The organism is Pseudothermotoga elfii DSM 9442 = NBRC 107921 (assembly GCF_000504085.1).
Taxonomy (GTDB): domain Bacteria; phylum Thermotogota; class Thermotogae; order Thermotogales; family DSM-5069; genus Pseudothermotoga_B; species Pseudothermotoga_B elfii.
This window is the reverse complement of the sequence record NC_022792.1, coordinates 839,385-862,760: the sequence shown is the minus strand read 5'-3', so window position 1 is coordinate 862,760 and position 23,376 is coordinate 839,385. Positions and strand designations below refer to the sequence as shown.

At 38.2% G+C, this 23,376-nt stretch carries 18 protein-coding genes; 10 read left to right on the top strand and 8 right to left on the bottom strand.

Annotation, left to right across the window (positions count from 1 at the left end):
- The 3 genes from TEL01S_RS04265 to TEL01S_RS10690 all read right to left on the bottom strand — a co-directional run bounded on the left by TEL01S_RS04265 (position 1) and on the right by TEL01S_RS10690 (position 4,429).
- On the bottom strand, positions 1–1,719 hold the full coding sequence (locus TEL01S_RS04265) for a hypothetical protein (protein ID WP_028843281.1): 1,719 nt from the start codon (positions 1,717–1,719) through the stop codon (positions 1–3).
- 167 nt (positions 1,720–1,886) lie between these two features.
- Complete coding sequence (locus TEL01S_RS04260) at positions 1,887–2,399, bottom strand: hypothetical protein (protein WP_028843282.1); 513 nt, start codon at positions 2,397–2,399, stop codon at positions 1,887–1,889.
- Complete coding sequence (locus tag TEL01S_RS10690; RefSeq protein WP_028843283.1) at positions 2,396–4,429, bottom strand: HD domain-containing phosphohydrolase; 2,034 nt, start codon at positions 4,427–4,429, stop codon at positions 2,396–2,398. The genes TEL01S_RS04260 and TEL01S_RS10690 overlap by 4 nt, the downstream gene beginning before the upstream one ends.
- A gap of 76 nt (positions 4,430–4,505) precedes the next feature.
- Here TEL01S_RS10690 and mnmA point away from each other — a divergent pair, with 76 nt between their 5' ends.
- From mnmA to TEL01S_RS04205, 10 genes are read left to right on the top strand one after another with little or no spacing between them, the layout of a single operon-like run.
- Complete coding sequence (mnmA, locus tag TEL01S_RS04250) at positions 4,506–5,555, top strand: tRNA 2-thiouridine(34) synthase MnmA (protein WP_028843284.1); 1,050 nt, start codon at positions 4,506–4,508, stop codon at positions 5,553–5,555.
- A 43-nt stretch (positions 5,556–5,598) separates the two neighbouring features.
- Positions 5,599–6,291, top strand: a complete 693-nt coding sequence (locus TEL01S_RS04245; RefSeq protein ID WP_028843285.1) for a rhomboid family intramembrane serine protease — start codon at positions 5,599–5,601, stop codon at positions 6,289–6,291.
- Positions 6,292–6,318: 27 nt separating this feature from the next.
- Complete coding sequence (gene gatA / locus TEL01S_RS04240) at positions 6,319–7,710, top strand: Asp-tRNA(Asn)/Glu-tRNA(Gln) amidotransferase subunit GatA (RefSeq protein WP_038051289.1); 1,392 nt, start codon at positions 6,319–6,321, stop codon at positions 7,708–7,710.
- The gene (gene gatB, locus TEL01S_RS04235) at positions 7,707–9,143 is read left to right on the top strand and encodes an Asp-tRNA(Asn)/Glu-tRNA(Gln) amidotransferase subunit GatB (RefSeq protein ID WP_028843287.1); all 1,437 of its coding nucleotides are present in this window, start codon (positions 7,707–7,709) and stop codon (positions 9,141–9,143) included. The genes gatA and gatB overlap by 4 nt, the downstream gene beginning before the upstream one ends.
- On the top strand, positions 9,140–9,907 hold the full coding sequence (locus TEL01S_RS04230; protein WP_028843288.1) for a hypothetical protein: 768 nt from the start codon (positions 9,140–9,142) through the stop codon (positions 9,905–9,907). Before gatB ends, TEL01S_RS04230 begins: the two co-directional genes overlap by 4 nt.
- Positions 9,894–10,997 (top strand): radical SAM family heme chaperone HemW, encoded by a 1,104-nt coding sequence (gene hemW / locus TEL01S_RS04225; RefSeq protein WP_028843289.1) that lies wholly within the window; start codon positions 9,894–9,896, stop codon positions 10,995–10,997. Before TEL01S_RS04230 ends, hemW begins: the two co-directional genes overlap by 14 nt.
- A gap of 5 nt (positions 10,998–11,002) precedes the next feature.
- Complete coding sequence (locus TEL01S_RS04220; protein WP_012002887.1) at positions 11,003–11,584, top strand: flavin reductase family protein; 582 nt, start codon at positions 11,003–11,005, stop codon at positions 11,582–11,584.
- A 14-nt stretch (positions 11,585–11,598) separates the two neighbouring features.
- The gene (locus TEL01S_RS04215) at positions 11,599–12,390 is read left to right on the top strand and encodes a substrate-binding domain-containing protein (protein WP_232504375.1); all 792 of its coding nucleotides are present in this window, start codon (positions 11,599–11,601) and stop codon (positions 12,388–12,390) included.
- A complete protein-coding gene (locus tag TEL01S_RS04210; RefSeq protein WP_028843291.1) occupies positions 12,387–13,046 on the top strand; it encodes an ABC transporter permease in 660 nt (219 codons plus the stop codon). Before TEL01S_RS04215 ends, TEL01S_RS04210 begins: the two co-directional genes overlap by 4 nt.
- Complete coding sequence (locus TEL01S_RS04205; protein WP_028843292.1) at positions 13,027–13,665, top strand: ABC transporter ATP-binding protein; 639 nt, start codon at positions 13,027–13,029, stop codon at positions 13,663–13,665. The genes TEL01S_RS04210 and TEL01S_RS04205 overlap by 20 nt, the downstream gene beginning before the upstream one ends.
- A gap of 528 nt (positions 13,666–14,193) precedes the next feature.
- Here the strand turns inward: TEL01S_RS04205 and TEL01S_RS04200 are convergent.
- The 5 genes from TEL01S_RS04200 to TEL01S_RS04180 form a co-directional block, all read right to left on the bottom strand.
- A complete protein-coding gene (locus tag TEL01S_RS04200; RefSeq protein ID WP_028843293.1) occupies positions 14,194–15,519 on the bottom strand; it encodes an NAD(P)-dependent malic enzyme in 1,326 nt (441 codons plus the stop codon).
- A 39-nt stretch (positions 15,520–15,558) separates the two neighbouring features.
- The gene (locus tag TEL01S_RS04195) at positions 15,559–15,930 is read right to left on the bottom strand and encodes a CoA-binding protein (protein WP_028843294.1); all 372 of its coding nucleotides are present in this window, start codon (positions 15,928–15,930) and stop codon (positions 15,559–15,561) included.
- A 6-nt stretch (positions 15,931–15,936) separates the two neighbouring features.
- Positions 15,937–16,938, bottom strand: a complete 1,002-nt coding sequence (locus TEL01S_RS04190) for a D-alanine--D-alanine ligase family protein (protein WP_051366168.1) — start codon at positions 16,936–16,938, stop codon at positions 15,937–15,939.
- 149 nt (positions 16,939–17,087) lie between these two features.
- Positions 17,088–21,875: an Ig-like domain-containing protein gene (locus tag TEL01S_RS04185; RefSeq protein ID WP_169728190.1), complete on the bottom strand. Its 4,788-nt coding sequence runs from the start codon at positions 21,873–21,875 to the stop codon at positions 17,088–17,090.
- Entirely contained in the window at positions 21,872–23,371 is a 1,500-nt protein-coding gene (locus TEL01S_RS04180; protein ID WP_028843296.1) for a hypothetical protein, read from the bottom strand. Before TEL01S_RS04180 ends, TEL01S_RS04185 begins: the two co-directional genes overlap by 4 nt.
- Positions 23,372–23,376 lie beyond the last annotated feature (5 nt).

Here is a 23,376-nt window from a genome sequence, read left to right as displayed (position 1 = left end):
TCAGATCTGCTCTATAACTTTTAAAAGTGCTCTGGCGGCAAGCATAGTTCCTTCTTTTTCATACCCTTGCACGCCAAGCATTGTTCGGATTTCACCAATTTTGACACCTGTTTCGAACATCTTTTTTATGAAGTGCTCTGCTATCCTGTGATGTTCTTCTTTTCTTTGAATAGCTCCAAACGGATTAGCAAAATATGAGTTCGTTAAACCGGTTTCTGAAGTGGTACCTTTGCTCATTCTTTTTCCCTCAGAAAAAACTTTAAGCGCTTCATTTGGATTTTTGAAAAAGACTATCCGCTCTTCATCATTATGAACTTCCGTATAATTATTCGCATAGAGAAAGAAATCAATGTGAGTTGGGGTGATTACTTCATTGTAATTGTTGAACGGAACAATGACCCTCGCATTAATCTGATCAGGATTCATAAATATACTCCTGTCCATGGTTGAGTAGGCAAATCCGGGGGGCAGGTCGTCAAGCCTTACGAAAGCACCTGTTTCCGTACCAAAAGCTACAACATGGCCATCTATTATGTCAAGGCTCCCCATATCATCAATAATTGTATCAATTTGTGCAACTTCTTCTAATCTGTTGAGTGCATCAAGCGTTTCACTTTTTCCTGCACCGCTATCACCGACAAACATCGCAACAACGCTCTTTCCGCTTTTTAAGGTAATACGCGCCATGGAACCATGTATAGGTAATTTGCCACGATCAATTTTTATAAGATTGTGTATAGTCAGAGTAGTTTTTTTCATATATCCAAAATAATCGTTCTCGTCAAAAGCAGGTATTACTCCGGTATAGCCGTCTTCTTCCTTGAATATTACTCCGTTTCTCCATTTCTCATTATAACCTGGTATTTTATCCGCAGGCAAGCCAAATATCAAAATACCGTCAGGTTCTCTGGATTCGAGATCTTTCGGGGTTGCAAGTTCAAAAAGGTTAGCTAACCCGGCACCATGGGCTAAATATTCAACGTGAACAAAATTGTACATCAATAGATCTCCAACATAAATAGCAAATCTGTACCATTCATTTGGATCAAGTGTTATTTCGCTGAGTATATCTTTTTCAACCACTGGTAAAATACCGCGCCTTTTGTTAGATTTTGTGTAAAATATTGCAGGCGGATCGAAAATAGCTCCCCAAACAGTGGGAATTTTCGTTACCCATTCATTTTTTCGGTACTTTTCACCATTTGGCTCCTGTATCAGAAACATTACCTGCGCACCACTGGGTAGTTGCCTCATTACAGTCGGGAAGGTGTTTGATACATTCATCATTAGTTCCCTGTATAGATTTTTTATCGTAGCTTTGAACTGATCTCCTATCATGGTAACCGTGTATTCTATGCTCGCTCTTCTGTTGTAGTCTTCAGCGTATTTTTCGTTACGTACCATAAATCGGTGCTTTGAGCGCCAGAAAGTGTAAAAGGCTTCTATGAAACGTTCCAAATCTTTTGGATTAACATAATAGATGATATTTCCTATTTCTTTTATATTTCTCATGGTGAGAAGATGGAGATATTCAGTAAATCTATGAACATCATAATCGCTGTTTACTTTGAATGCATTCAGCGCGTTCAGCAAAGGACTTTGTTTTTCTTTTAATATATCGACAAACTCTCTGAGGAGTTCTTCAAATTTGCTCTGACCGATAATCTGACTGTAATTAGTATATATAATAGAACCGTCTATTATAAAACTTCTGCTCATTATATCACCTCGAATAAAAGCTTTTTCTTCATTTATATCACAATATTTATTAGATTAGCAGCAAACTTGTACGACAAAAAGATTTCGTAACCATTAACTGTCTTATATATTTAACTAATCTTATAAAAAAAACCAACTTTAATGGGAAATCTCCCCACATGAAGCAATTACATCGAAATTGGTTTGGGGTAAATAATAGTTAAATCTTCCCTTATGAAAATAACTGACAGATAAATTCTGAGATCCTCCTCATCTTTAAGAGTTATAAATGGAATAGTGTATATTTTCTTTGACTGATAAGCATCATCGACAAACAATAAATCAAGCAGATAAACTTTATCTACAATGTCTGGCTTCATACCTATATCAAAGGAATAAACAGGCGTTCCTGCCTTTGTTTCAAATGCATCTCGATATCCCTGATACTCAACTCTTTTCCCAAGCTCGCCCAGTGTCTCTTTCAACTGATTGAGATAATCATTTTGAACATTTATCACATCTCCAGAAAGGATCTTTACGTAAGTTTTGATTTGATTCAAATCGCCTTCTATAAGTTTCTGGATAGCATTAGTCAGATCTCTCGATAGATCCTCTATCGTTACAGATGGTGTGGCTGGTTGCTCGGCGCAACCAAAAAGAATCAACAACAATGAGAGAAACAATAAACCCAGCTTCTTCATATTCCCACCTCCAGATCATTTTTAATTATATCGATAAAAACTTCTGCTATTTTTGGATTAAATTGCGTTGAAGAACAACGTTTGATTTCCTCTAAAGCTTCCGCAAAACTCATTGGAACCTTCCTATAAGGTCGGGCCGTAGTCATGGCATCAAAACTATCTGCTATAAATATCACCTGAGACTCAACAGGGATTTCGTCGTTTTTCAAACCCATGGGGTAACCCTTGCCATCATAACGTTCATGATGGTAAAGTATTATCTTCGCTACATTTTGCATACCCTCTACGGCGCTTATTAACTCAAATCCTTTAACTGGATGTTGCTTAACGAGGTTAAATTCATCATCTGTTAGGTAACCTTCTTTGTTTAAAATATTTTGGGGAACACATATTTTTCCTATATCGTGCAAAAGTGCCGCAAGCTCTATCTGCTTCTCCGGTAATGACAGCTTTTGGGCCATCTTTTTGCAAAGCTCTGCTACTCGCTGAGAATGGCCCTGGGTGTATTCATCATAGTACTCCAGGGCTTTCACAAGTGCAAGTACTGTTTGATTATGCAGTTTTTCTCGAACATTTATATACCTTCTTACCAGAAAAAAAGAGACTATCAGCTTAGTCAAACTTTCTACAAGCTTTAAATCCTGTTCAGAAAAAACCTCCGTTCCACCAACTATGTGCAAAGAAATACTCCCCAAAACCTCACTTCCAAACTTCATTGGAACAATCATCGTGTGTGATGGCTTAGAAGCCATCTTTCCAACTTTCACATAAGTATTTTCGAGCACCTTTTCCTGACTCAGTGAATTTAAATTTCTTATAAGAACAGCTGTGTTTGGCACTTTCAATTTACTGACTGGTAATTTTAGCAAATTTATTGTATCTTTTTCATAACCATATGATTTAACAATTCTCAATGTTCCCTTATCAAAAAGCGAGACGTCTCCGGCAGATGCTTTGGGGAACATATCGAAAACCAGATCAAATGCCTTTTGTAAGAAAGATTCCTCGTCTTCTTCCAGATTGAACACTTCATTAATCAAAGTATAAGTATCCATAAGCCTCTGATTTGCTTTTTCAAGAGCAGTTAAACTTGCTTCCAATTCTTCGTTTATCGCTTTGATTTCCTGACTTTGAGCTTCCAGCTCTTCATTGTAGATGTTCAGTTCTTCATTTCTCTTTTGAAGTTCTATCTTTGATCTTTCAACAATCTTTTTTAGATATTGGCTGATGAATGCAAAGACAACAAACCCGGCGGCAAAGCAAAGTGCGATGATAGAAATAGTTTTTACCATTTCTGGATTTATTGACGGACTTTCAGGTATCATTGAATTAACTACCTGATCTATCTCGCGTGGCGATATTTTGTTTAAACCTTCATTCAAAATCTGTAAAATTTCTGATTTTGGTTTTGGAACAGCCCAGTAAAGCTGGTTTGAACTGAAAGGCTCAGATTTTCTTATCTCATATACCAAATCATATCTATGCAGATAATATTGAGCCGGTATGTCATCCATCAAGAAAACTTCTATTTCGCTGTTCTTTATCGCCTCAGCTAATTGAGCGTATGTGTCATAAAATTTGAACTGCACAGTGGAGGATGATTTTTTGGCTATTTCATACAATGCATCACCTTTTTTCACGCCTACTATGTATGGTGAAAGATCTGAAAGATTATTTATAGCTGGTAAGTCACGATCATAATAAATGCTGCTCGTAATTGTGTAGATAGGAATTGTGTAATTTAAAAATTCCTTTCTTTCCTGCGTCATGAAAACAAGATCCAGAACATCCACTTCGGATCTTTTTGCTTTTTCGAGAGCTTCACTCCAGTTCATAGGTATAAGCTCTACTTCTATACCTGTTCTTTCAGAAAACAATGTCCACAGTTGTTGGCTTATTCCAATTAGTTTCCCATCTTGATCTATATAAGTAAATGGAGGATAATCTATATCAGTAGCAACTACTATTTTTTTTGAAAAGCCACACGAAAAAATGGCCAGAAAAACAACGACAAAAAGGAGTTTTTTCATTAAATCCCCCTCTCAAGCTGTGGTAACACGCTCTCATTTTAGCACAGGAAAGGTTGAAGTGATAGGAGGAATCGAAGTGAAAATAGGAATTTTGCTAAGTGGAGGAGTAGACAGTGCTGTTGCACTTTATCAATTAAAAAATGAAGGGTATGAGATAGTTGCCTACCATATGAAAACCATGAAAGATGAATTTTTTCTCAACAGGCAGGTAAAACACAAGATCTGTTGCTCACCTTCTGATACTGTGGATGCAAAACTAATAGCAAAAACAGCAGGTGTGCCTTTGAAAGTCGTAAATTTGCATGAAATCTTCAAAGAGAAGATAATAACCTACTACCTTCAAGAATACACCAGAGGAAGAACTCCTAATCCTTGCTATTTCTGCAATAGATTTATAAAATTTGGTTATTTGATGGATTTAATGATTGAAGATGGTGTAGATGTAATTTCAAGTGGTCATTACGCAAGAGTTGTAGATGGAAAGTTACTCAAAGCTCTTGATAAAGAAAAAGATCAATCTTATTTTTTAGCATCAATTGAAAAAGAAAGACTGAAAAAGATTGTTTTTCCAAATGGAGATAAAACAAAAGATGAAATAAGAGATATTGCAAAAAAGGCCGGTATCCATGTTCATAGTAAAGCAGAATCCCAGGATCTGTGTTTTATACCAGATGGAGATCAAAAACGTTTTTTTGAGGAACAAGGAATAAAAATAAAATCTGGTCCAATCTTTGACAAGTATGGCAAAAAAATTGGCGAACACACTGGATTGATCAACTATACAATTGGGCAACGGAAGATAGGTGTTTCGGCAGGTGAAAGGGTTTATGTAACCAGAATTTGCGCTGATCGAAACGCGTTAATTGTCGGCAATGAAAAAGATGTTCAAAGTGATAAATTCTCAGTAATAGATTTCAACCTTCTGGTTGATATAGACAAAAATTTTGAGGCAACAGTAAAAGTGAGAAAAAATTCAACTGAGGTACCGTGCAAAGTATCACTTGAAAATCACCAAGCGATCGTTAAGACAACTATGCCTGTCTTTGCTGTAGCTCCAGGTCAGGCAGCGGTTTTTTACAGAGGAGATATTGTTATCGGTGCTGGAATTATCGAAAAGATTCTATGATAAAATTTAAGAAACAAAAGACTCACAAAAAGGAAGTGGTTTCTTGTTTCCTTTATACGATACTATTCCGAGCCGAAAAAAACCTTATATAGTTTACATAATTATAGCAGTTAATGTTGCTGTGTTTTTGTATCAAGAATCACTTTCGAGATTTGAATCGATCAAATTTTTGTACAATTTTGGCATTGTGCCAGCACGTATAACTTCCAAAAAGTGGGCGCAAATATGGCAACTGAGAACAGGAATTGAACTCTTTTCACCCAAATGGATTTCTTTCATAAGCCATATGTTCGTCCATGGTGGTTGGTCGCACTTGATTGGTAACATGTGGTTTCTCTTTATCTTCGGAGATAATCTCGAAGACAATTTAGGGCACATAAGATTTTTCATTTTCTACATATCGAGCGGAATCTTAGCTTCTCTTACACATTTTGCGCTTAACATCAATTCTCAGCTTCCAATGGTAGGAGCATCCGGAGCTATATCAGCGGTAATGGGGGCATACTACGTTTTATTTCCTTATTCAAGAATAGTATCTTTCGTGCCATTATTTTTTCTTCCTGCACTAATTGCCATTCCTGCCGCAACATACCTATTTGTCTGGTTTATCTTTCAGTTGCTCAGCGGGCTCTTTGATAGTGCTGTGAATTCCGGCGTAGCTTACTGGGCTCATATCGGAGGATTCGCAGTAGGTATGCTCTATGGATTTTTTAGGAGGAGGAAATATTACTACTGAAGGAGGTCGTTACGATTGTTTGAAAAGATGACAATAGAAGATTGTTTAAGTAAAGAGAGCGATCTAATAAATCTGTCGCTTGAAAGAATTGAGTGTATTGATAGTGCTGTAAAAAGCTTTATAACAGTGGTGGATAAGCAGGAGGAGCTGGAAGGCCCGTACAAAGGTATTCCGATAGCCGTTAAAGATAATATAACTACGAAAAATATTCGGACAACATGCGGCTCCAAGATGCTGGAAAACTACATTCCCCCCTATGATGCCACCTGCGTGAAGAGGTTGAAAAATTACGGATTCGCAATTGTTGGGAAAACCAACTTGGATGAATTTGCCATGGGTTCCAGCACAGAACGTTCGGCTTTTTTCGTCACTCGCAATCCCTGGGACCTCGATTATGTAGCGGGTGGAAGTAGTGGAGGATCAGCAGCCGCCGTTGCAAGTGGTGAAGTTGTGGCAGCCCTTGGAAGTGATACAGGAGGTTCTGTCAGGCAACCGGCCGCCTTCTGTGGAATAGTTGGATTCAAGCCAACTTATGGACTGGTATCAAGATATGGTCTGGTAGCATTTGCTTCTTCGCTGGATCAAATAGGTCCCATGACAAAATCGGTTCGAGATGCTGCACTGATAATGGAAGTCATAGCCGGAAAAGACCCCATGGATTCAACGACTGTCAGTAAAAAACTCGATTTCTTAACCCATATAGAAGATGGTATTAGTGGAATGAAATTCGCTGTTCCAGAGGAAGTTTATAAATATGAACAACTTGATAGGGAAGTATCTGATAGGTTCGAAGAAGCCCTGAAAATAGCTGAAAAACTCGGAGCAAAGGTTAGCAGAGTAAAAATTCCAACAATGAAATACGCCGTTGCAACATATTATATTATTGCACCTGCAGAAGCAAGTTCCAACTTAGCACGCTATGATGGGGTCAAATATGGTTTAAGAATAGAAGAACCAGGATTAATGGATACTTATATGAAAACAAGAAATGTAGGGTTTGGGGAAGAAGTTCGTCGAAGAATCTTCTTAGGAACATTTACCCTGAGCGCGGCATATTATGAGGCCTATTTTGGCAAAGCACAAAAAGTAAGAAAGCTTCTATCTGATGATTTAAACAGAGTGCTGGCAGATTTCGATGCTATTCTAACGCCAACTTCTCCATCTCCTGCTTTTAAAATTGGATCCGTCGCTGATCCACTTACTTACTATTTGATGGATATTTTCACCATACCAGCCAATTTATCTGGTTTACCAGCAATAAGTGTGCCTTTTGGGTTTGCTAAAAATTTGCCTGTGGGATTGCAAATAATGGGTAGAAGATTCGATGACCCTAAGGTTCTCGCAATTGCCAGGACATTTGAGAAATATTCTCCATACAATATAAATGGTAGAATTCCTCTCCCGGTGGTGAGAATATGAGTTTTAAAACAATAGTAGGTTTAGAAATACATGTTCAACTTATGACGAAAACAAAAGCTTTTTGTTCGTGCAGGGCTGATGTCTTTGATCTTCCTCCCAATACTGCCATATGCCCAGTCTGTACAGGACAACCAGGCGCACTGCCAACTGTGAATTCAGCCATGATAGATTACGCAATCAAAATTGCACTTGCCCTTAATTGCAATATACATGAATACTCAAGGTTTGACAGAAAAAATTATTTCTATCCAGATCTGCCTAAGGGATATCAGATAACGCAGTATTTTTACCCGATAGCTACCTCAGGTTACATGGATATAGATGTCGATGGTCAGACAAAGCGAATACGTATCAGGCGATTACATATCGAAGAAGATGCCGGAAAACTGATACATGAAGGCGATTCAATAACCCAGGCGCAGTATTCTCTGGTAGATATGAATCGGTGCGGGGTTCCTCTGGTTGAAATAGTTACTGAGCCTGATTTGTCTTCTCCTAAGGAAGCGAGAATATTTGTCGAAAAACTCAGATCAATCTTGAGATATCTTGAAGTCAGCAGCGGAGATATGGAAAAAGGTGCCTTGAGGTGTGATGCAAACATATCCATTTATGACGAATCGGCTCACTTACAGAGCAATAGAGTCGAAGTCAAAAATATGAATTCTTTTAGATTCATCGAAAAAGCTCTGGAATATGAACAGCAAAGAATAATAGAAGCTCTAAAGAATAATGAAGACGTCGAAAAAGAAACAAGAGGTTGGGACATAGCAACCAAGATGACTGTTTCCATGAGAGGGAAAGAAGAAGAAAGTGACTACAGATATTTCCCAGAACCTGATATACCACCGGTGATTGTTCCAGTAGAAAGAATAGAAGAAATAAAAAGATCTCTGGTAGAACTTCCAGATGAGAAGATCGAGCGTTTTGTCAGCGTGTACGGTATTCCAAAGTATGACGCAACGGTGCTTGCAATGAATAAAGAAATAGCTGATTTCTATGAAGCGTGCGTCAGAGAAATAGATAAACCCAAGGAAATCAGCAACTGGATAATGACAGAGATGCTCAGAGAGATGAAGTCGCTCGAATCGGAAAACATCACTATTACACCTGCTCATCTGTGCGAGCTGTTCAGATTGATGGAAAAAGGTGAAATATCGATGAAAATAGCCAAAGAAGTATTTCCCACAGTTTTCAGAACAGGCAAGATGCCAGGCGAAATTATAAAGGAAAGAGGTTTAAAGCAAATAAGCGATGAGAATTTGTTAGAGAACATTGTAAAGAAAGTTTTAGAAGATAATCCTAAAGCTGTGGATCAATATAAATCCGGTAAAACTGGGGTTATAGGATTTTTTGTCGGTCAAGTTATGAAAGAAACTAAGGGTGCAGCTAATCCTCAAGTGGTAAATAAAATAATTAAACAGATATTGGGGTGATAGATCTGAAAAAAATTCTCGTTTTCCTGTTCCTTTCAATAAGTACAATGTGTTTTATGATAGAGCTTGATATCTCAAATCAGATACATCATTTCATAGATGTTGGAAATCTTTTGATCAAATTGAGTAAAAACGATTTTCAAGTTGGTTTTTTATTCGAAGATAACAGATCAACTTATGCCAAACTCGGCTTTCTTAAGGTCAAATCTTCAGATTCTTCGTTTAGGATAGGGGGAACTCTGGGCAATAGCTGGACAATTTTTTTGAAGATGGGAGTAAATATCTACGGGGTCACACCGGGTGACTATACAGTAAACGTGGTTCTAAGCCCGGATATCAATTATATGCAATGTCAGATCAACCAAAAGTTTTTCTTAGGAAAAAATACATTGAGTTTTAGTGATTATGAAAGAATTGGATCTGTTTCTTTTGGGTTTAGCAGAGTTTATCTGAGATTTCAAGACAGGGAGTTTGGTGTATACAGAATCGATGATGGCATTTTCCCTGGGTTTTATCCCTATACAGTTGGCCAAACCGGAGAAGAAGGTCTTTTCATGGGGATAGGCTGGATGGACGGATTGGCTGGCTTCGTTTCATTCAGGCATCGCATTGTTTTGAAAGAATCTTCTGTGTTTTTAAATCCATTTGCTGTTGTGAAAACAGATTCGATCTACCCGGGAATAAAAATGGAACTTTTTGCAACAGATTTTAAAGCAAATTTGATTCTCACCACCAGGAAGGTGTTAATGAGTGTATCATTCTGATTATATCGGACTGTATGTGCATATACCTTTCTGTAAAGATAGATGCAATTACTGTGACTTTGTCTCTTACACAGATCTTTCGCTCGTAGAAGATTACTTTGAAAGCCTTTTGAAAGAAATAACTATTTGGAGTCAGTATGTTGGTAAAGTTTCGCTGAACAGTATATATGTTGGTGGTGGTACCCCAAGTGATATTCCATTGAAATATCTTGAGAAAACTTTTGACACAATCAGCAAAAGTTTCAATTTGTGTGATCCAGAGATAACGGTAGAAATCAACCCAAAATTCAGATATTTTTACGAACTGAGAAATCTCGGTGTGAACAGAATCAGCATGGGTCTTCAAGCGGCTGACGATACTGTTTTGAAAGCAGTAAATAGACGCCATTCGGTTTCTGAATTTCGAGAAACATGCAGGGAAGCTATGAATTATTTTGAAAATATCAATATAGATTTCATAATTGGTTTGCCATTTGAAAGTGAACAAACAATCTGGAATAATTTGAAAGTTATCAACGAATACAATCCAAAACATGTGTCTGTTTATATACTCGAATCTAAGCAGGAATTTTTAGACCAAGATACGTTAGCCGATCATCACGAGAGTTTCATAAGCGCACTTTTGGAAAATGGATATGAAAGATATGAAATATCAAATTTTGCTTATCCAGGCTATCAATGCAAACATAACTTGAAATACTGGAATAATGAAGATTACATAGGAATTGGGGTTTCTGCGGGCGGACATATTGGATTAAAGAGATATGTGAACAGTTCGAACATATTATTGTATATGGAATGCTTGAAAAACGGTAAATTTGCTTTCGAGTACTTCAAGGAAAACTCACCATTAGACGAGCTCAAGGAAACTCTGTTCATGGGTTTGAGACTTTCAAACGGAATAAAAATTGATAAATTGATGCAGTTGTCACCTGAATTGAAAATAGATGAATTAACATCTATTCTGAATGGATATTTGATTTATGATCAGGAAAGTCTAAGATTGTCCAGTACTGGCAAGGATTTTTCGAAATTCGTCCTTTCAAAAATAATAGATGAGAACATTCTTTTACATGTCATAGGGAGGTGAGTTATGTGGTTTTTATCGAAAACTTGGATAAATATAATTTCCACTATCCAGCAAATGTTGCTATTGTGTGTTCCAAACACGAAGAAAGAGTTAATCTCATGTCTGCTGCCTGGCATACACAGCTTTCTCACAATCCTCCACTTTATGGTATATCTATCTCACCAAAACGCTTTACACACGATCTAATTCTTGTTTCCAAGGAATTCACTGTAAATTTTCTGAGATTCGAACAGAGCCGTTTAGCTGCCTTTTTCGGAAAAACATCTGGAAGGGATATTGACAAGGTGAATGTTTTCGAAATAGATCTGTCAGAGAGTAGAAATGTGAAAGCACCTTTTTTGAAAGACAGCTATGCCGTCTACGAGTGTAAATTAGTTGATTTCAGAAACACCGGCGATCACACATTCTTTATCGGAAAAATCGTGGGCATTCATTACGATCCAAATGCTTTTTCACCCTCTTTGAATATATACCCAACTTTATACCTTGGAACTGATCTATATATCACAACCGACAATTCTAATAAACGCTTGCACGATGAAAAACAGGTAAAAGAATATCTATCCAGATGGGTGCAGGGTGGATAAAGGGAGTGAAATTAATGAGACGTCTGATAATTTTTCTCATGACAGCACTGAGTTCTTTCGTGATAGCCAGACAATTGATCCTTGCAACAACGACAAGTGCTTACAATACAGGACTCTTAGATTTTCTCAAGCCGGTTTTCGAAGAAAAATACAAGCATACCTTATCTATCATTGCTGTCGGAACAGGAATGGCTCTGGAATATGGAAAAAGGGGCGATGCAGACGTTCTGCTCGTGCACTCCCCACAGGACGAGGAACAATTTATGAAAGAAAATCATGGAATCTTAAGAGTGAGTTTCATGTATAATGATTTCATCATTGTTGGTCCAGAAGAAATTGAATTACCAGCTTTCAAAAATGTGGAGGAGTTTTTCAAATATATATATGATAATAAACTTATGTTTGTATCTCGAGGAGATGAGTCCGGTACTCATAAAAGAGAGAAGCAGATATGGCAATTATCAAATCTGGTTCCGGAAAATGAAAAATGGTATATAAAGGCAGGGCAAAGTATGGCAAAAACTCTTTTGATTGCAGATGAGAAAAGAGGATTTACTCTAACTGATAGATCGACTTTTCTTTCTCTAAAAGACAGGCTTGATATGAAAATCTTCTTTGAAGGCGATCAAAAACTCTTAAATATTTACAGCTTAATAGTTGTAAATCCTAACAAAAGCAATAAAATTAATTATGAAGGCGCTCTTGATTTTGTCAGGTTTATTCTCGATCCTTCAACTTTAAAGATGATTGAAAGTTATTCTGTAAATAACACGAAACTGTTCAATCTTCTATTCAGGCCAAGATGAATGAAATCGCCGAAATATCTCTGAGATCTATATATGTTAATTCATCCGCCATTTTGATATCAACTGTAATTGCAGTGCCTTTAGCACTGGTTGTTGATTTTTTCTCATTCAAATTCAAAAAAACCGTTGTACTGACTTTCCAGACCCTGACGGGTGTTCCACCTGTCTTGATAGGCTTACTCGTTTATCTCCTTCTATCAAGAAATGGTCCAATGGGGAACTTGGACCTTCTTTTTACCTCGGCTGCAATGATTTTCGCGCAGGTTTTGATAGCAATCCCTATTATTTTTTCAGTATGTTATTCTCATTTTTCAAAAGTGGATGAAAAACTCAGGATTATCATGAAAACACTCGGTGCAAATAAATTTCAACAAATGATGGGTATACTTGAAGAATCTTTTGCCGGAGTAATCAATGCAATATTGACGGCTTTTGGAAGAGTTGTCGGCGAAGTTGGTGCAGTTATGATTGTTGGTGGAAATATTTCCGGAAAAACACGAATATTAACAACGTCGATTGTTCTCTACACAAACATGGGAAGGTTTGAATCAGCCATTATTTCCGGGATAGTACTTTTGTGCATCGCATTTACCATCAACTGGGTAGTCATATTTATATCAAATATATGGAGAGTTCATGATGTTGTACGAGATTGACGGCCTCTCATTCAGCTACGATTCTAAGTTCACTCTGTACATAGAGAAATTTGAAATCGAAAATGGCATTGTCGGTATAACTGGACCATCAGGAAGTGGCAAGACAACTTTTCTTCTCAATCTTGCCTTTTTATACACTGGAAGATGGAAAATCTTCAGATTCATGGGGGAAGATGTAAGCAATGAGGGCCTTCAAAGATTGAGAAAGATTGTCACTTATGTTCCACAACACCCCGTGTTATTCAGAAAAAGTGTTTTTGACAACATCGCCTATCCATTGAAAATCAGGCAATTGTCAAATGAGCAAATAAAGGAAAAAGTTTGTAAAATTGCCGAGCAATTGTTTATTCAGGATATTCTCGAAAAAAAGGCCTGGCAAATTTCTGGAGGGCAGGCAAAAAGGGTATGCATAGCACGTGGCTTTGTTTTTGAACCGAAGGTTGTACTTTTAGATGAACCGACATCAGACCTCGATGATACTAACAAACAAATGGTTGAAAATTTCGTATTGAAAACATCAGAAAAAACGAATATTATCGTTGTATCGCATGATAAAGAACAATTATCAAGGTTGTGTGAAAGAGTATTTTTTCTTGAAAATGGCAGACTTTATTTTTAAGTTCCAGCTGTTCACGAGTGGTGTGTCAGGGAAGCCTGCGATTTTAATCGTGAGAGGAATTGCTGCCTTCCCTCAAAATTAGTAGATTAGAGATTTTATAAAGATATTTTTTGTGCAAAAATTATCGCTTTTTATGCACTATCTTCGTCAAAAGCTTGCGAGGATATCATGCGGGAGTGCATCTGAATATCTCGCGGAGATGTGATACTTATCAAGTACTGCCGCTGTTTTGCTGATTTGATTGAATTACTTATTTACGGTCCCCCGCCGAGAAAGCCCACATGTGAAATGAAAGGCAGGATAGATACCTGATAAAAATAGGAAAAAAGAGAGTATACTAAGAAATAGCTTGGATATCCACGCTGTAAGGGTGGGCCGCTCCGGACTTAAGCCTGTGGAGAGGCGAAAGCTTCTGTAAGGCAGGAAGCCCGCTCCTTTAGAAGCGGGAGGAGATCACAAGAACCTTTTGATCTCCTGGATACTATATTATCTTTCTTGCTAAAAATATCCCATCCATGAGAAAATTTCCTACGGAAGTTTGATAACATTTGCATTCACAAGAACTCTTTCCATAATTCTTCCAGCTTTAATTCTTTCTTCGATCTTTTTCCTGAGTTCCTGATCGCTCAAAGGCTTTTGTGCAACACCCTGCTCGATAGCTTTCTTCGCAACTGCAATCGCTTCTTCAACATAAACCTGGTCTTCTTCCATTGTCGGAACTATGTATTCTTCGTGTATCGCCTTTTTATAAGCAAAATCTGCAATAGCTTGAGCTGCAGCCACACACATTTCATCTGTTACCTTTGTTGCCCTGACATCGAGCACCCCTCTGAAAATGGCTGGGAAACCAAGAGAATTGTTCACCTGGTTTGGAAAATCACTTCTGCCTGTTGCGACTATTCTCGCACCCGCTTGCTTTGCCTCCCAGGGCCAGATCTCCGGAACAGGATTGGCTCCTGCAAAAACGATGGCATCTTTGTTCATTGTTTTTATCCATTCTGGTTTTATCACCCCGGGTCCACTTTTTGAATAGGCTATACACACATCTGCACCTTTTAAAGCTTCTTCCGCGCCTCCTGAGACATTTTCTTCATTCGTTTTGAGCCATAAATTTTTAGTTATCTGGTCAAAATTCTTTGCTCTGTCTTTAGTTATTACACCATTTACATCACAGGCAATTATCTTTCCCAAATCGATCCCTATTCTATCAAGGAGTTTTAAAAGTGCGTAATTAGCACTACCGGCTCCTATCAAAGCGATACGAATTTCTTTCAAATCTTTTTTAACCACACGAACGGCATTTATAAGAGCAGCAAGTGTAACTGTTGCGGTCCCCTGTTGGTCATCATGAAATACCGGAATAGAAAGTTCCTCCTGAAGTTTTTGAAGTAACATAAAACATTTCGGATTTTCAATATCTTCGAGATTGATACCCCCTATAGACGGCGAAATCCATTTACAAAACTGAATTATTTCATCAATATTTTTAGTTCCTATGCAGAGTGGTATAGCATCAACACCGCCGAGATACTTAAAAAGAAGTGCTTTGCCTTCCATGACAGGCAATCCTGCTTGTGGCCCTATATTCCCTAATCCGAGAACTCTCGTTCCATCACTCACTATTGCAATGGCATTACCCACGTTTGTATATTCGTAGACCGCCTGCTTATCATTGACTATACTTTGACAAACTGCAGCCACACCAGGTGTGTACCAGACGGCAAAATCGTCGTACGATCTGACAGGAACCTTCGGAGCTAATTGAATTTTTCCCTGATAATGAGTGTGCAAAGCCAGAGACTCTTGAGATGGTTTTTCAGCCTTTTTTTTCATGTTTTCAAAAATACCTTCCATTTTCACCACCCTTAATTTAAACCCCGCCGGGAGCGGGGGTTAAAAACTTGTCTCAATCATTATACACTTACCCATTGAATATTCTGCATCGTTGTTTTTCAAAAAGCTTTCGATGTCTTTCGAGCCTGCACCCGGTTGAAACCAAAGTCTTTTAAATCCAAGATTAAGGGCTTTTTGTGTTTCCTCCAAACCCTGATCTGGTGGTAAAACAAAAACTAAAAGCTCTATATCTTTCGGAAGCTCCTCAAGATTCTTGAAACATTTCAATCCTTCGATAATGTCACTCTTGGGGTTAACTGGATAAACCTCAAATCCTTTCGAGCGCAGATCTCTTACAATTTTATTGCCATATTTTTCTCTGTTTTTACTTGCACCGATAACCGCGATTTTTCTGTAATTCCTGGGGTCCACCAATTATCACCCCCATTGAACTAAAGATGCATCTTGTACTAACCCACTTCTTTTTACAGCATTCTCAAGGACATGAAGAACGAGTTCTTCATAAGTCAAATCAGCAACTTCTGCTATTCTTGGTAAATCAGAAAAACCTCTTGCCATACCTGGAAGTGGGTTAATCTCCAGAAAATATGGATTGTTATCTTCTTGAGAAACCCTCAGGTCCATCCTCGCTACATCTTTAATCTCGAGGGTTTTACAGATCTTCACTGCCATGTTTTTCAGCTTTCTTTCCAACATAGGATCGATCTTTGCTGGACAGGTGTAATCTACATAATAATCTGAATTTTTCTTGACCTTATAACTGTAAAATTCTTTACCATGTTTAAAATGAATCTCCATTATTGGAAGCACATGGTATTTATTTCCTTCCTGCAAAACACCAATAGTGAATTCTCTACCTCTGATGAATTCCTCTACCAAAACTGGTTCGCTGTAAATAGAAAACAGCCTGTCGATTTCTTTTTTGTACTCATCATAATTGTGTACAAGCCCAGTTTCAGAAATACCTTTTGAAGAACCTTCCGCATTGAGTTTTAAAATTAGGGGAAATCTCATGTTTTTTCTCAATTTTTCCTGCGGTGATCGAATCACCTGAAAACGTGGGGTTTTGATATCTTTGGTCAAAAGTATCTGCTTTGTGAGCGCTTTGTCAAGGCAAACTGCAAGAGTTGTCGCATCTGAACCTGTGTAAGGAATGTTGTAAAAAGAAAGAATAGCAGGAACTTGAGCTTCTCGGGCTCTACTGTAAGTGCCTTCTGCAAAATTATAGACGATATCAACTTTTTCAGATGTAAGGGCAGGAATGAATTTTTCCGGCACAGCTTCCATTAAAACAACTTCATGTCCTCCACTCTCGATAGATTTTTTAATGTCCATGACAACTTCCATGCTGTCATACTCTGCTTCCCAATCTTCGACATCCGGCCTTGTTCCTCTTGGTAAGTTATAGGCTAACCCCACTTTCGTAAAAACCACCTCCATGGTCTTTGTCAAATCGATTATCACGCATACTGGTCAAAAAATTTATTTCAATATATGGCTAATCTTTTGTCTTTTTCTTAAACAAAAAAGGCGGCATCGCCGCCTCAGTCAAAAACCGAAAAACTGCCTTATTGAACATCAACGGAAAACTCATACTTCCTACTGTTACCAGCATAATCTTTAAGCACAATCTGAATTGTTGAATCAACAGCTATATTAACCGAAATGCTAACAGAATATGTGTTATCACCCTCATCAGATTTTTCCCACTCATCACCAGGCAGGGTAGGAGAATTATTGACATAAATGAAACATCTTTCCCAGTCAATATATGGTTCAGATACATCAAACCTCAGTGGTTTATTGCCAGAAGTAGATGTGGCCACTTCGCTCTCATGAATTGATTGACCATTAAATTCTACATTACTTATTATAGGAGATAGATTGTCATACATAATTGCGATTGTTCCATTTGTTACATGACCAACCTGATCATAAATTGCAAGATTTATGTTGTTCATTCCGAGATCCAAACCAAAGCTGTGTGTGCCACTTTGTGTTTCAAGAAAAGCAGCAGATCCTTTTGTCAGTTCTGCTTTAAGGAAATTATCGTCCTCACTATTCCATATCACATTAACATTACCCTGATTGGTATAGTAGGTATCGATCACAAAAGTAGCGTCACAAGTGAATTGATTTATTCTTGGTGCAAAGGTGTCGATGCTGACATCCTGGCTAATTTCGCTTTTGTTGTTGGCTCTGTCGTAAATCTCAAATCTAATGGTTTTTGAACCCTCGTAGTTCTCCGGTGGATTGTACTCCACAATCCTGCTTACTTCTTCGCGTGACAAATTGATTGTTTCTATCAGTAAGCCATTTTCGTAAACATTCAGTGCTTTCATGCCTGAAAGATTATCTGAGAAACTCAAATTGAATGTAACTGTTCCAGATGCAATGGGTGAAGGTTCAAAATCTATGGATATATTATTTGGAGGAAGCGTATCATAATAAAGAGTACCCGAATAATTTGCAATGTTGCCTGCCGTGTCTTTAAGATACAGCGAGAATGGTGCAGAGCTATTTTGGCTTAAGCCATGCACAAAAGTAAAATTACTTTGAGGTAAGATCGGTTCACCATTGATAATAAGATATGCTTCCTGAACTCCATAGCTTTCTTCTATTTGAAGAGTAATGCTTTCTTCGTTCGTATAAATCCTCCCACTATCACTTAGCAAAGTTGGAGCGCTATTATCGAATAGCACTTCTTTGAAAGAATTGACATTTTCCATATTTGATTCATTATCAGCAAAATCGTATACTTTCAAAGCAAGTTTGTGCGTTCCATCATTATAAATGGCTGTATTTAATGCAAAGACGTATCTATATTCGCCATTTTCTACAGGCGATGTAATGGTTGCTTTTTTGATATCGTCGACATATAGCTCTACTTTCTGCACATCATGGGGCACGTCTGTTCCGGTTATCTGAGCTGCGATTTCTATTGTGCCTCTATAAATACTCCTGTTACCAAATGTCTCAGTATCTGGAAGCTGCATAGTTACAGCTATTTCTTCTTTGTTATCCAGAATTACTGAAATCTCCCCTTCGCCAGTCGCACCGCTTGTTGTAGTTGCAACTGCCTTGAATCTGGCTATACCATCGGAATAACTCGTCAAAGATATATTTTCAAAGGTCCAGCTGTTTGTCGCAAGATCTGATTTTTCACCGATCTTTTCTGTTCTACCTGATGGATCAGTGATCCAAAGCTCAACTTTGTAGATCGGCTCGGTGTTGTCCAAAAAGCTAACCTTCACATCACTGACAGTTCTAATTATTTTTTTGCCATCGTTGTTTGTCCCATAATATTTGCCCTCCGGTATGTCGAGATGGACGATAGGCGCTGTGAGGTCTTCAACAACAAGATCTTGCTGTGCTATCAAAGTCGTGTTATCGAACACGTCCACAGCCTCAAGATTGACTTTGAAGCTACCAACCTGTGCAGGTGTAAACATTGGAACATCTTGGTTACTTATAAACTTTTCTTTTAACATAGTCCCGGTGTACTCATACAGTTTTTTAACCGTTTGTTCGTAAAGTCCTCCATTTTCTTCACTATCTACGATTCTTATTCTGACTTCCTTTATACCCGTGTCATCTGTGACTTTGAACTGTGTGTTGTTGTTAAAGCTTCCTCTGATTTGAATCAAAAGCTGTGCGCCCATATCGTAGATATCGGCAGGTGGATAGAGCTGCATGGTTCTAAAGTAATCTATTTTTGGAGGTGTCTGTTCGTACGCAAAAATTACGAAGTTTCGAGTTGTTTGGTTGTTATCAAGGTCCGTTACGATTATTTTGAAATAGTTTTCAAACGGATCTAATTTGCTTAGGGGTATATCGCAAATAAGTGTGTTGCTACTTGAGGTAGATAAATTTGTATAAGTACCGGATATTTTCTTTTGTAGCTGGATACTGGCTATTTGTCTGTTATCGCTTGCAACGATGTTCACTGTAGGAGTACTTGACATTGCTACATCGTAGATACCACCTTCTACGATATCCTGTGAATTGACTCTGGCCTGTGTTATGATTGGTGGCTGGCTATCAACAACATTGACTGTTGTTCTTCCAACTCCTTCTTCACCCGCTGTTGTTTTTCCAGAGAAGTTTAATGTATAAGTTCCTGGCTCACTGAAGAACGTTGATGGTATTGTTGTTTGATAGATGCTGTATGTTGAGGTTGTAACGATTGGATCTGGTACGGAAAGTTCTAATTTTCTCGAAGCGTATGAAATTTCGAATTTTTCTTTTTCTGTGAGATAAACGCTTGCCTTAGCTCTCACGACCAATTCATAGCCACATTGATGTTGCTGTCCAGGTAAAGGTTGCTCAAAGACTACGCCAAGGTCCAATATATTCACAGAAACAGATGTTGCATCTGACAGGTTTATATCGTTTTTGTAATAGAAATCTATTTGATACTCACCAGATGACTGAACTTCCCATCTCGCACTGAAGGTGTATACCGGTCCATCACCAGTAGCCACAACAGGAATTTTCTCATCCACAGGTCCTTTGATATCAAAATAAGCTTCAGAAGGTTTATTTGTATCAACAACCTGGGCATTTAAGGAAAGACTCATATTCTGCGCAAAAGGCGTTCTAAAGCCATCTTCAGGTTGCAAAATTTTTGCAATGGGTCTTTCAGTAACAACTATCACCGTACCTGTCGCTTCTGCAGTAAAACCTTCTGAATCTACAACAACAACTTTTACATTATGGGCACCAAGAGTTGTGGCAATCCAGTCCCATTCAAAGGTATTAACAACAGGTGTCGTGGAAGATCTTTTAATATCGTTAACGTAGAAATCGCATTTACTCAATCCAAGATCATCCTGCGCAACTACTTTGAAATGAACTGTCTCACCCTGATTGAGGATTGACGGAGCGTACGAGAATTCTTTTATCTTTGGAGCCTTTACTATATATGCTTCATCAACAGGAAATTGCCCTTTCTGCGAAGAGCTGTTTTCGGAACTATCTTTTGCAACAACAATTACCTCGTAATTTCCTTTCTGTGTAAATGTTTCGGTAAGAGTAAAAACTCCACCACCCATTGAAGAAGCCTTTAAAGGCCCTTTGTTTTCAGGACCGGTGAATTGAAAGGTCACTTCCTGTACTTGAACGTTATCCGTTACAAATACATAGAAAGTATAGGCTTCATTTATTGGCACCCCGTAAGGTGGCGTAAAATAAATGACAGGTGCCTCGGTATCAATCACCCCGACATTTATAGTATAAACAGATTCCGTTGATCCGCCTGAGTCATCCATTGCAACTGCTTTTATTTTGTGAATTCCCTTTATTGCGATCCATTCATGTATATATGGTTCTTGCGTAAAAGTTCTGATAGACACATTATCTATATAAAGCACAACTTGATTTACCCTTGAATCATCACTCGCGCTAATTTCTATTCTAACTACGTCGCCTTCCTTTGGGGTTGGATTATCAACTTGTATCGAAATAGATGGTGGTAAATTCGTTCCAACTTTGATTGAAGCGGGCAATACTGTGTAGTTGTTTCTCGAATCATACGCTGTAACAGTAAAACTGTACGGATCATTTGATCCTACGTTTCTTGTTAGATTCCAGAGAATTTCTGTGGCAGGATTTGTTGGTATGTACATTATTTCTTGACCGTCATTGAAGGTGATTTTTGATATGCCGCTTTCATCTTTTGCAAGAATTGTTATATTGGCATTTGTACCTGGTGCAACTTTTACAGGAAGATTTAAAAATTCTATTTCAGGTCCAGAAGAATCTCCAACCACAGAAACATTTATAGTTGTTTTTGCAACACTCTCATTTCCCTCATTATCTTTAGCATAGGCTTCCAGTTGATAACTACCTGCCTGCGCCTGAAAAGAATATTTTCCTTCAACAAGATCAACTTCCTTTTTGTTTATTCTTAAACCCACGATTCTGACACCACTTTCTGAATCTTCAGCCGAGACATGCACAACAACCATTTCGCCAGGTTTGGGTCCTTTCGGAGAATATTCCAGCGAAACCACAGGTTCTTTCATATCTTTCGTTTTGAATGATCCAACCACCTTGCTTGAATGGTTACCAGCCCTGTCGAAAACGACAACTTTCAGGGTAAATGAACCATATGGAGCAGGAAAAGAGATTTCTCCTGATTGTGTTGCGGTGTGTATTTTTTTATCATTCGCATATATTTCAATTCTATCAATGCCACTTTGATCCGACGCAACCACGTTCAACACAATGTCTTCCCCGGCAAAGTTAGTCAATTTTGAAACAGAAACCTCCAGGGTTGGAGGAATTTTATCAAGCATAGCGCATGAAGCAATGAAAATGGATGCGACCAAAAGCAGGATAATCTTTTTCATCATCTCACCTCAAGCAAAAATTGCAAATTTTCAATGCTGTTTTCATAAATATCGCTGATACCGGATGGTATGAGATAGTACCTTCCTTGAGTCAATGAAACAGCACCAACATAAGATGCCTGTTTTAAATCATCTGAGACACTTTCCTGGACCAAAATGATTTGCGATACCGGGTTTATGTTCGGAAATCTATCTGCGGAAACTATAACTGTAACTGTTCCTCCCTGCTTCACAGAGGTATCATCACTTACGGTTAATCTCACTCCATAATATCCGGCATCAATACTTGTAAATTCGTCTGTTTTCAGTCCGGTTGTGCCAATCCTGAACAATTCAATTTTCGGTGGCTGAATATCCTGAACATCAACTTGAATCGCATCTCTCCCAATTCTGCCATCATTTGTTTCCAGCACAGCTGATAAAATATGCCTTCCTGATACCGCACTCCAGCTATATGAGAACGATGTTCCCTGTAAAACAACGATATTGTCGACATAAAAAGTGATTTGTTTGATCTGTGTTTCACCGGTCTTCACATCCAATTTAACAAGATCTCCTGCACTTGGGTTGAGTGGGCTCACTTCAAGCTCTATATTTGCTGGACCAATTCCAACGGCGAAAACCCCGCTTTCGATAGTCGATTTTCCACGTACATCTTTCACAGATATCAATGCCGAATGATGACCGACATCAAATTTTCCCAAATTCACAGACAGGTTGATCGAATTCACACCTGTGAAAGTTTCATTATACGACTCAACGCCATCACATTCTATGGTTACTGATGAAATCTCTGTATCATCCGATATCTGCAGATTCAAAATTACATTGTCTTCAGTGGAAAAGAACGATTTCTGGAAATTCACCTCAACTGATGGAGGGCCAGAATCAACAGGATAAACGCGCAGTTCAGTTGATGTTGATGTTTTAGAAAAATCTCCGGTCGATACAACTACACTTAGAGGATACTCTCCTTCGGACAATTGAGGTAATTCGAGAATAATTGGTCTATCAATAGTCTGAGCTTCAACCAAATTATTTGCGACTTTTGCTACAACTTTGATAACATCGCTCTCATTATCTTCTGCCATAACCGAGAGGTAGATGCTTGAATTAGCTTCAGGAAAAGCTGGTAAAACCTTAATTTCTTTTACATCCGGAGCTGTTTGATCAATAACTTTTACTATTCTCTGATCAGTTCCATTTTGCCCAAATATATTTTCAACATAGCCTTCAAGCAAATAAGTATCTGCTTTTGAGGGTTTCCAGGAATAAGTTAGAGGTAATTTGTCCCCATTTACGACAGTCTGACCATTTATACTTATTTTTGCCATAGTGATACCTATATCAAGTGAAGATGAAAGATTAACCGTCACAGTGCTGTCAGTTGTGGGCAAAGGCGGATCAACAGCAAGAGATATTGACACATCAGGTCTTTGCTGACATGAAAAAACAAGTGATAATATCACCAGAATGAACAAAACTCTCAATCGCTTCATTATAA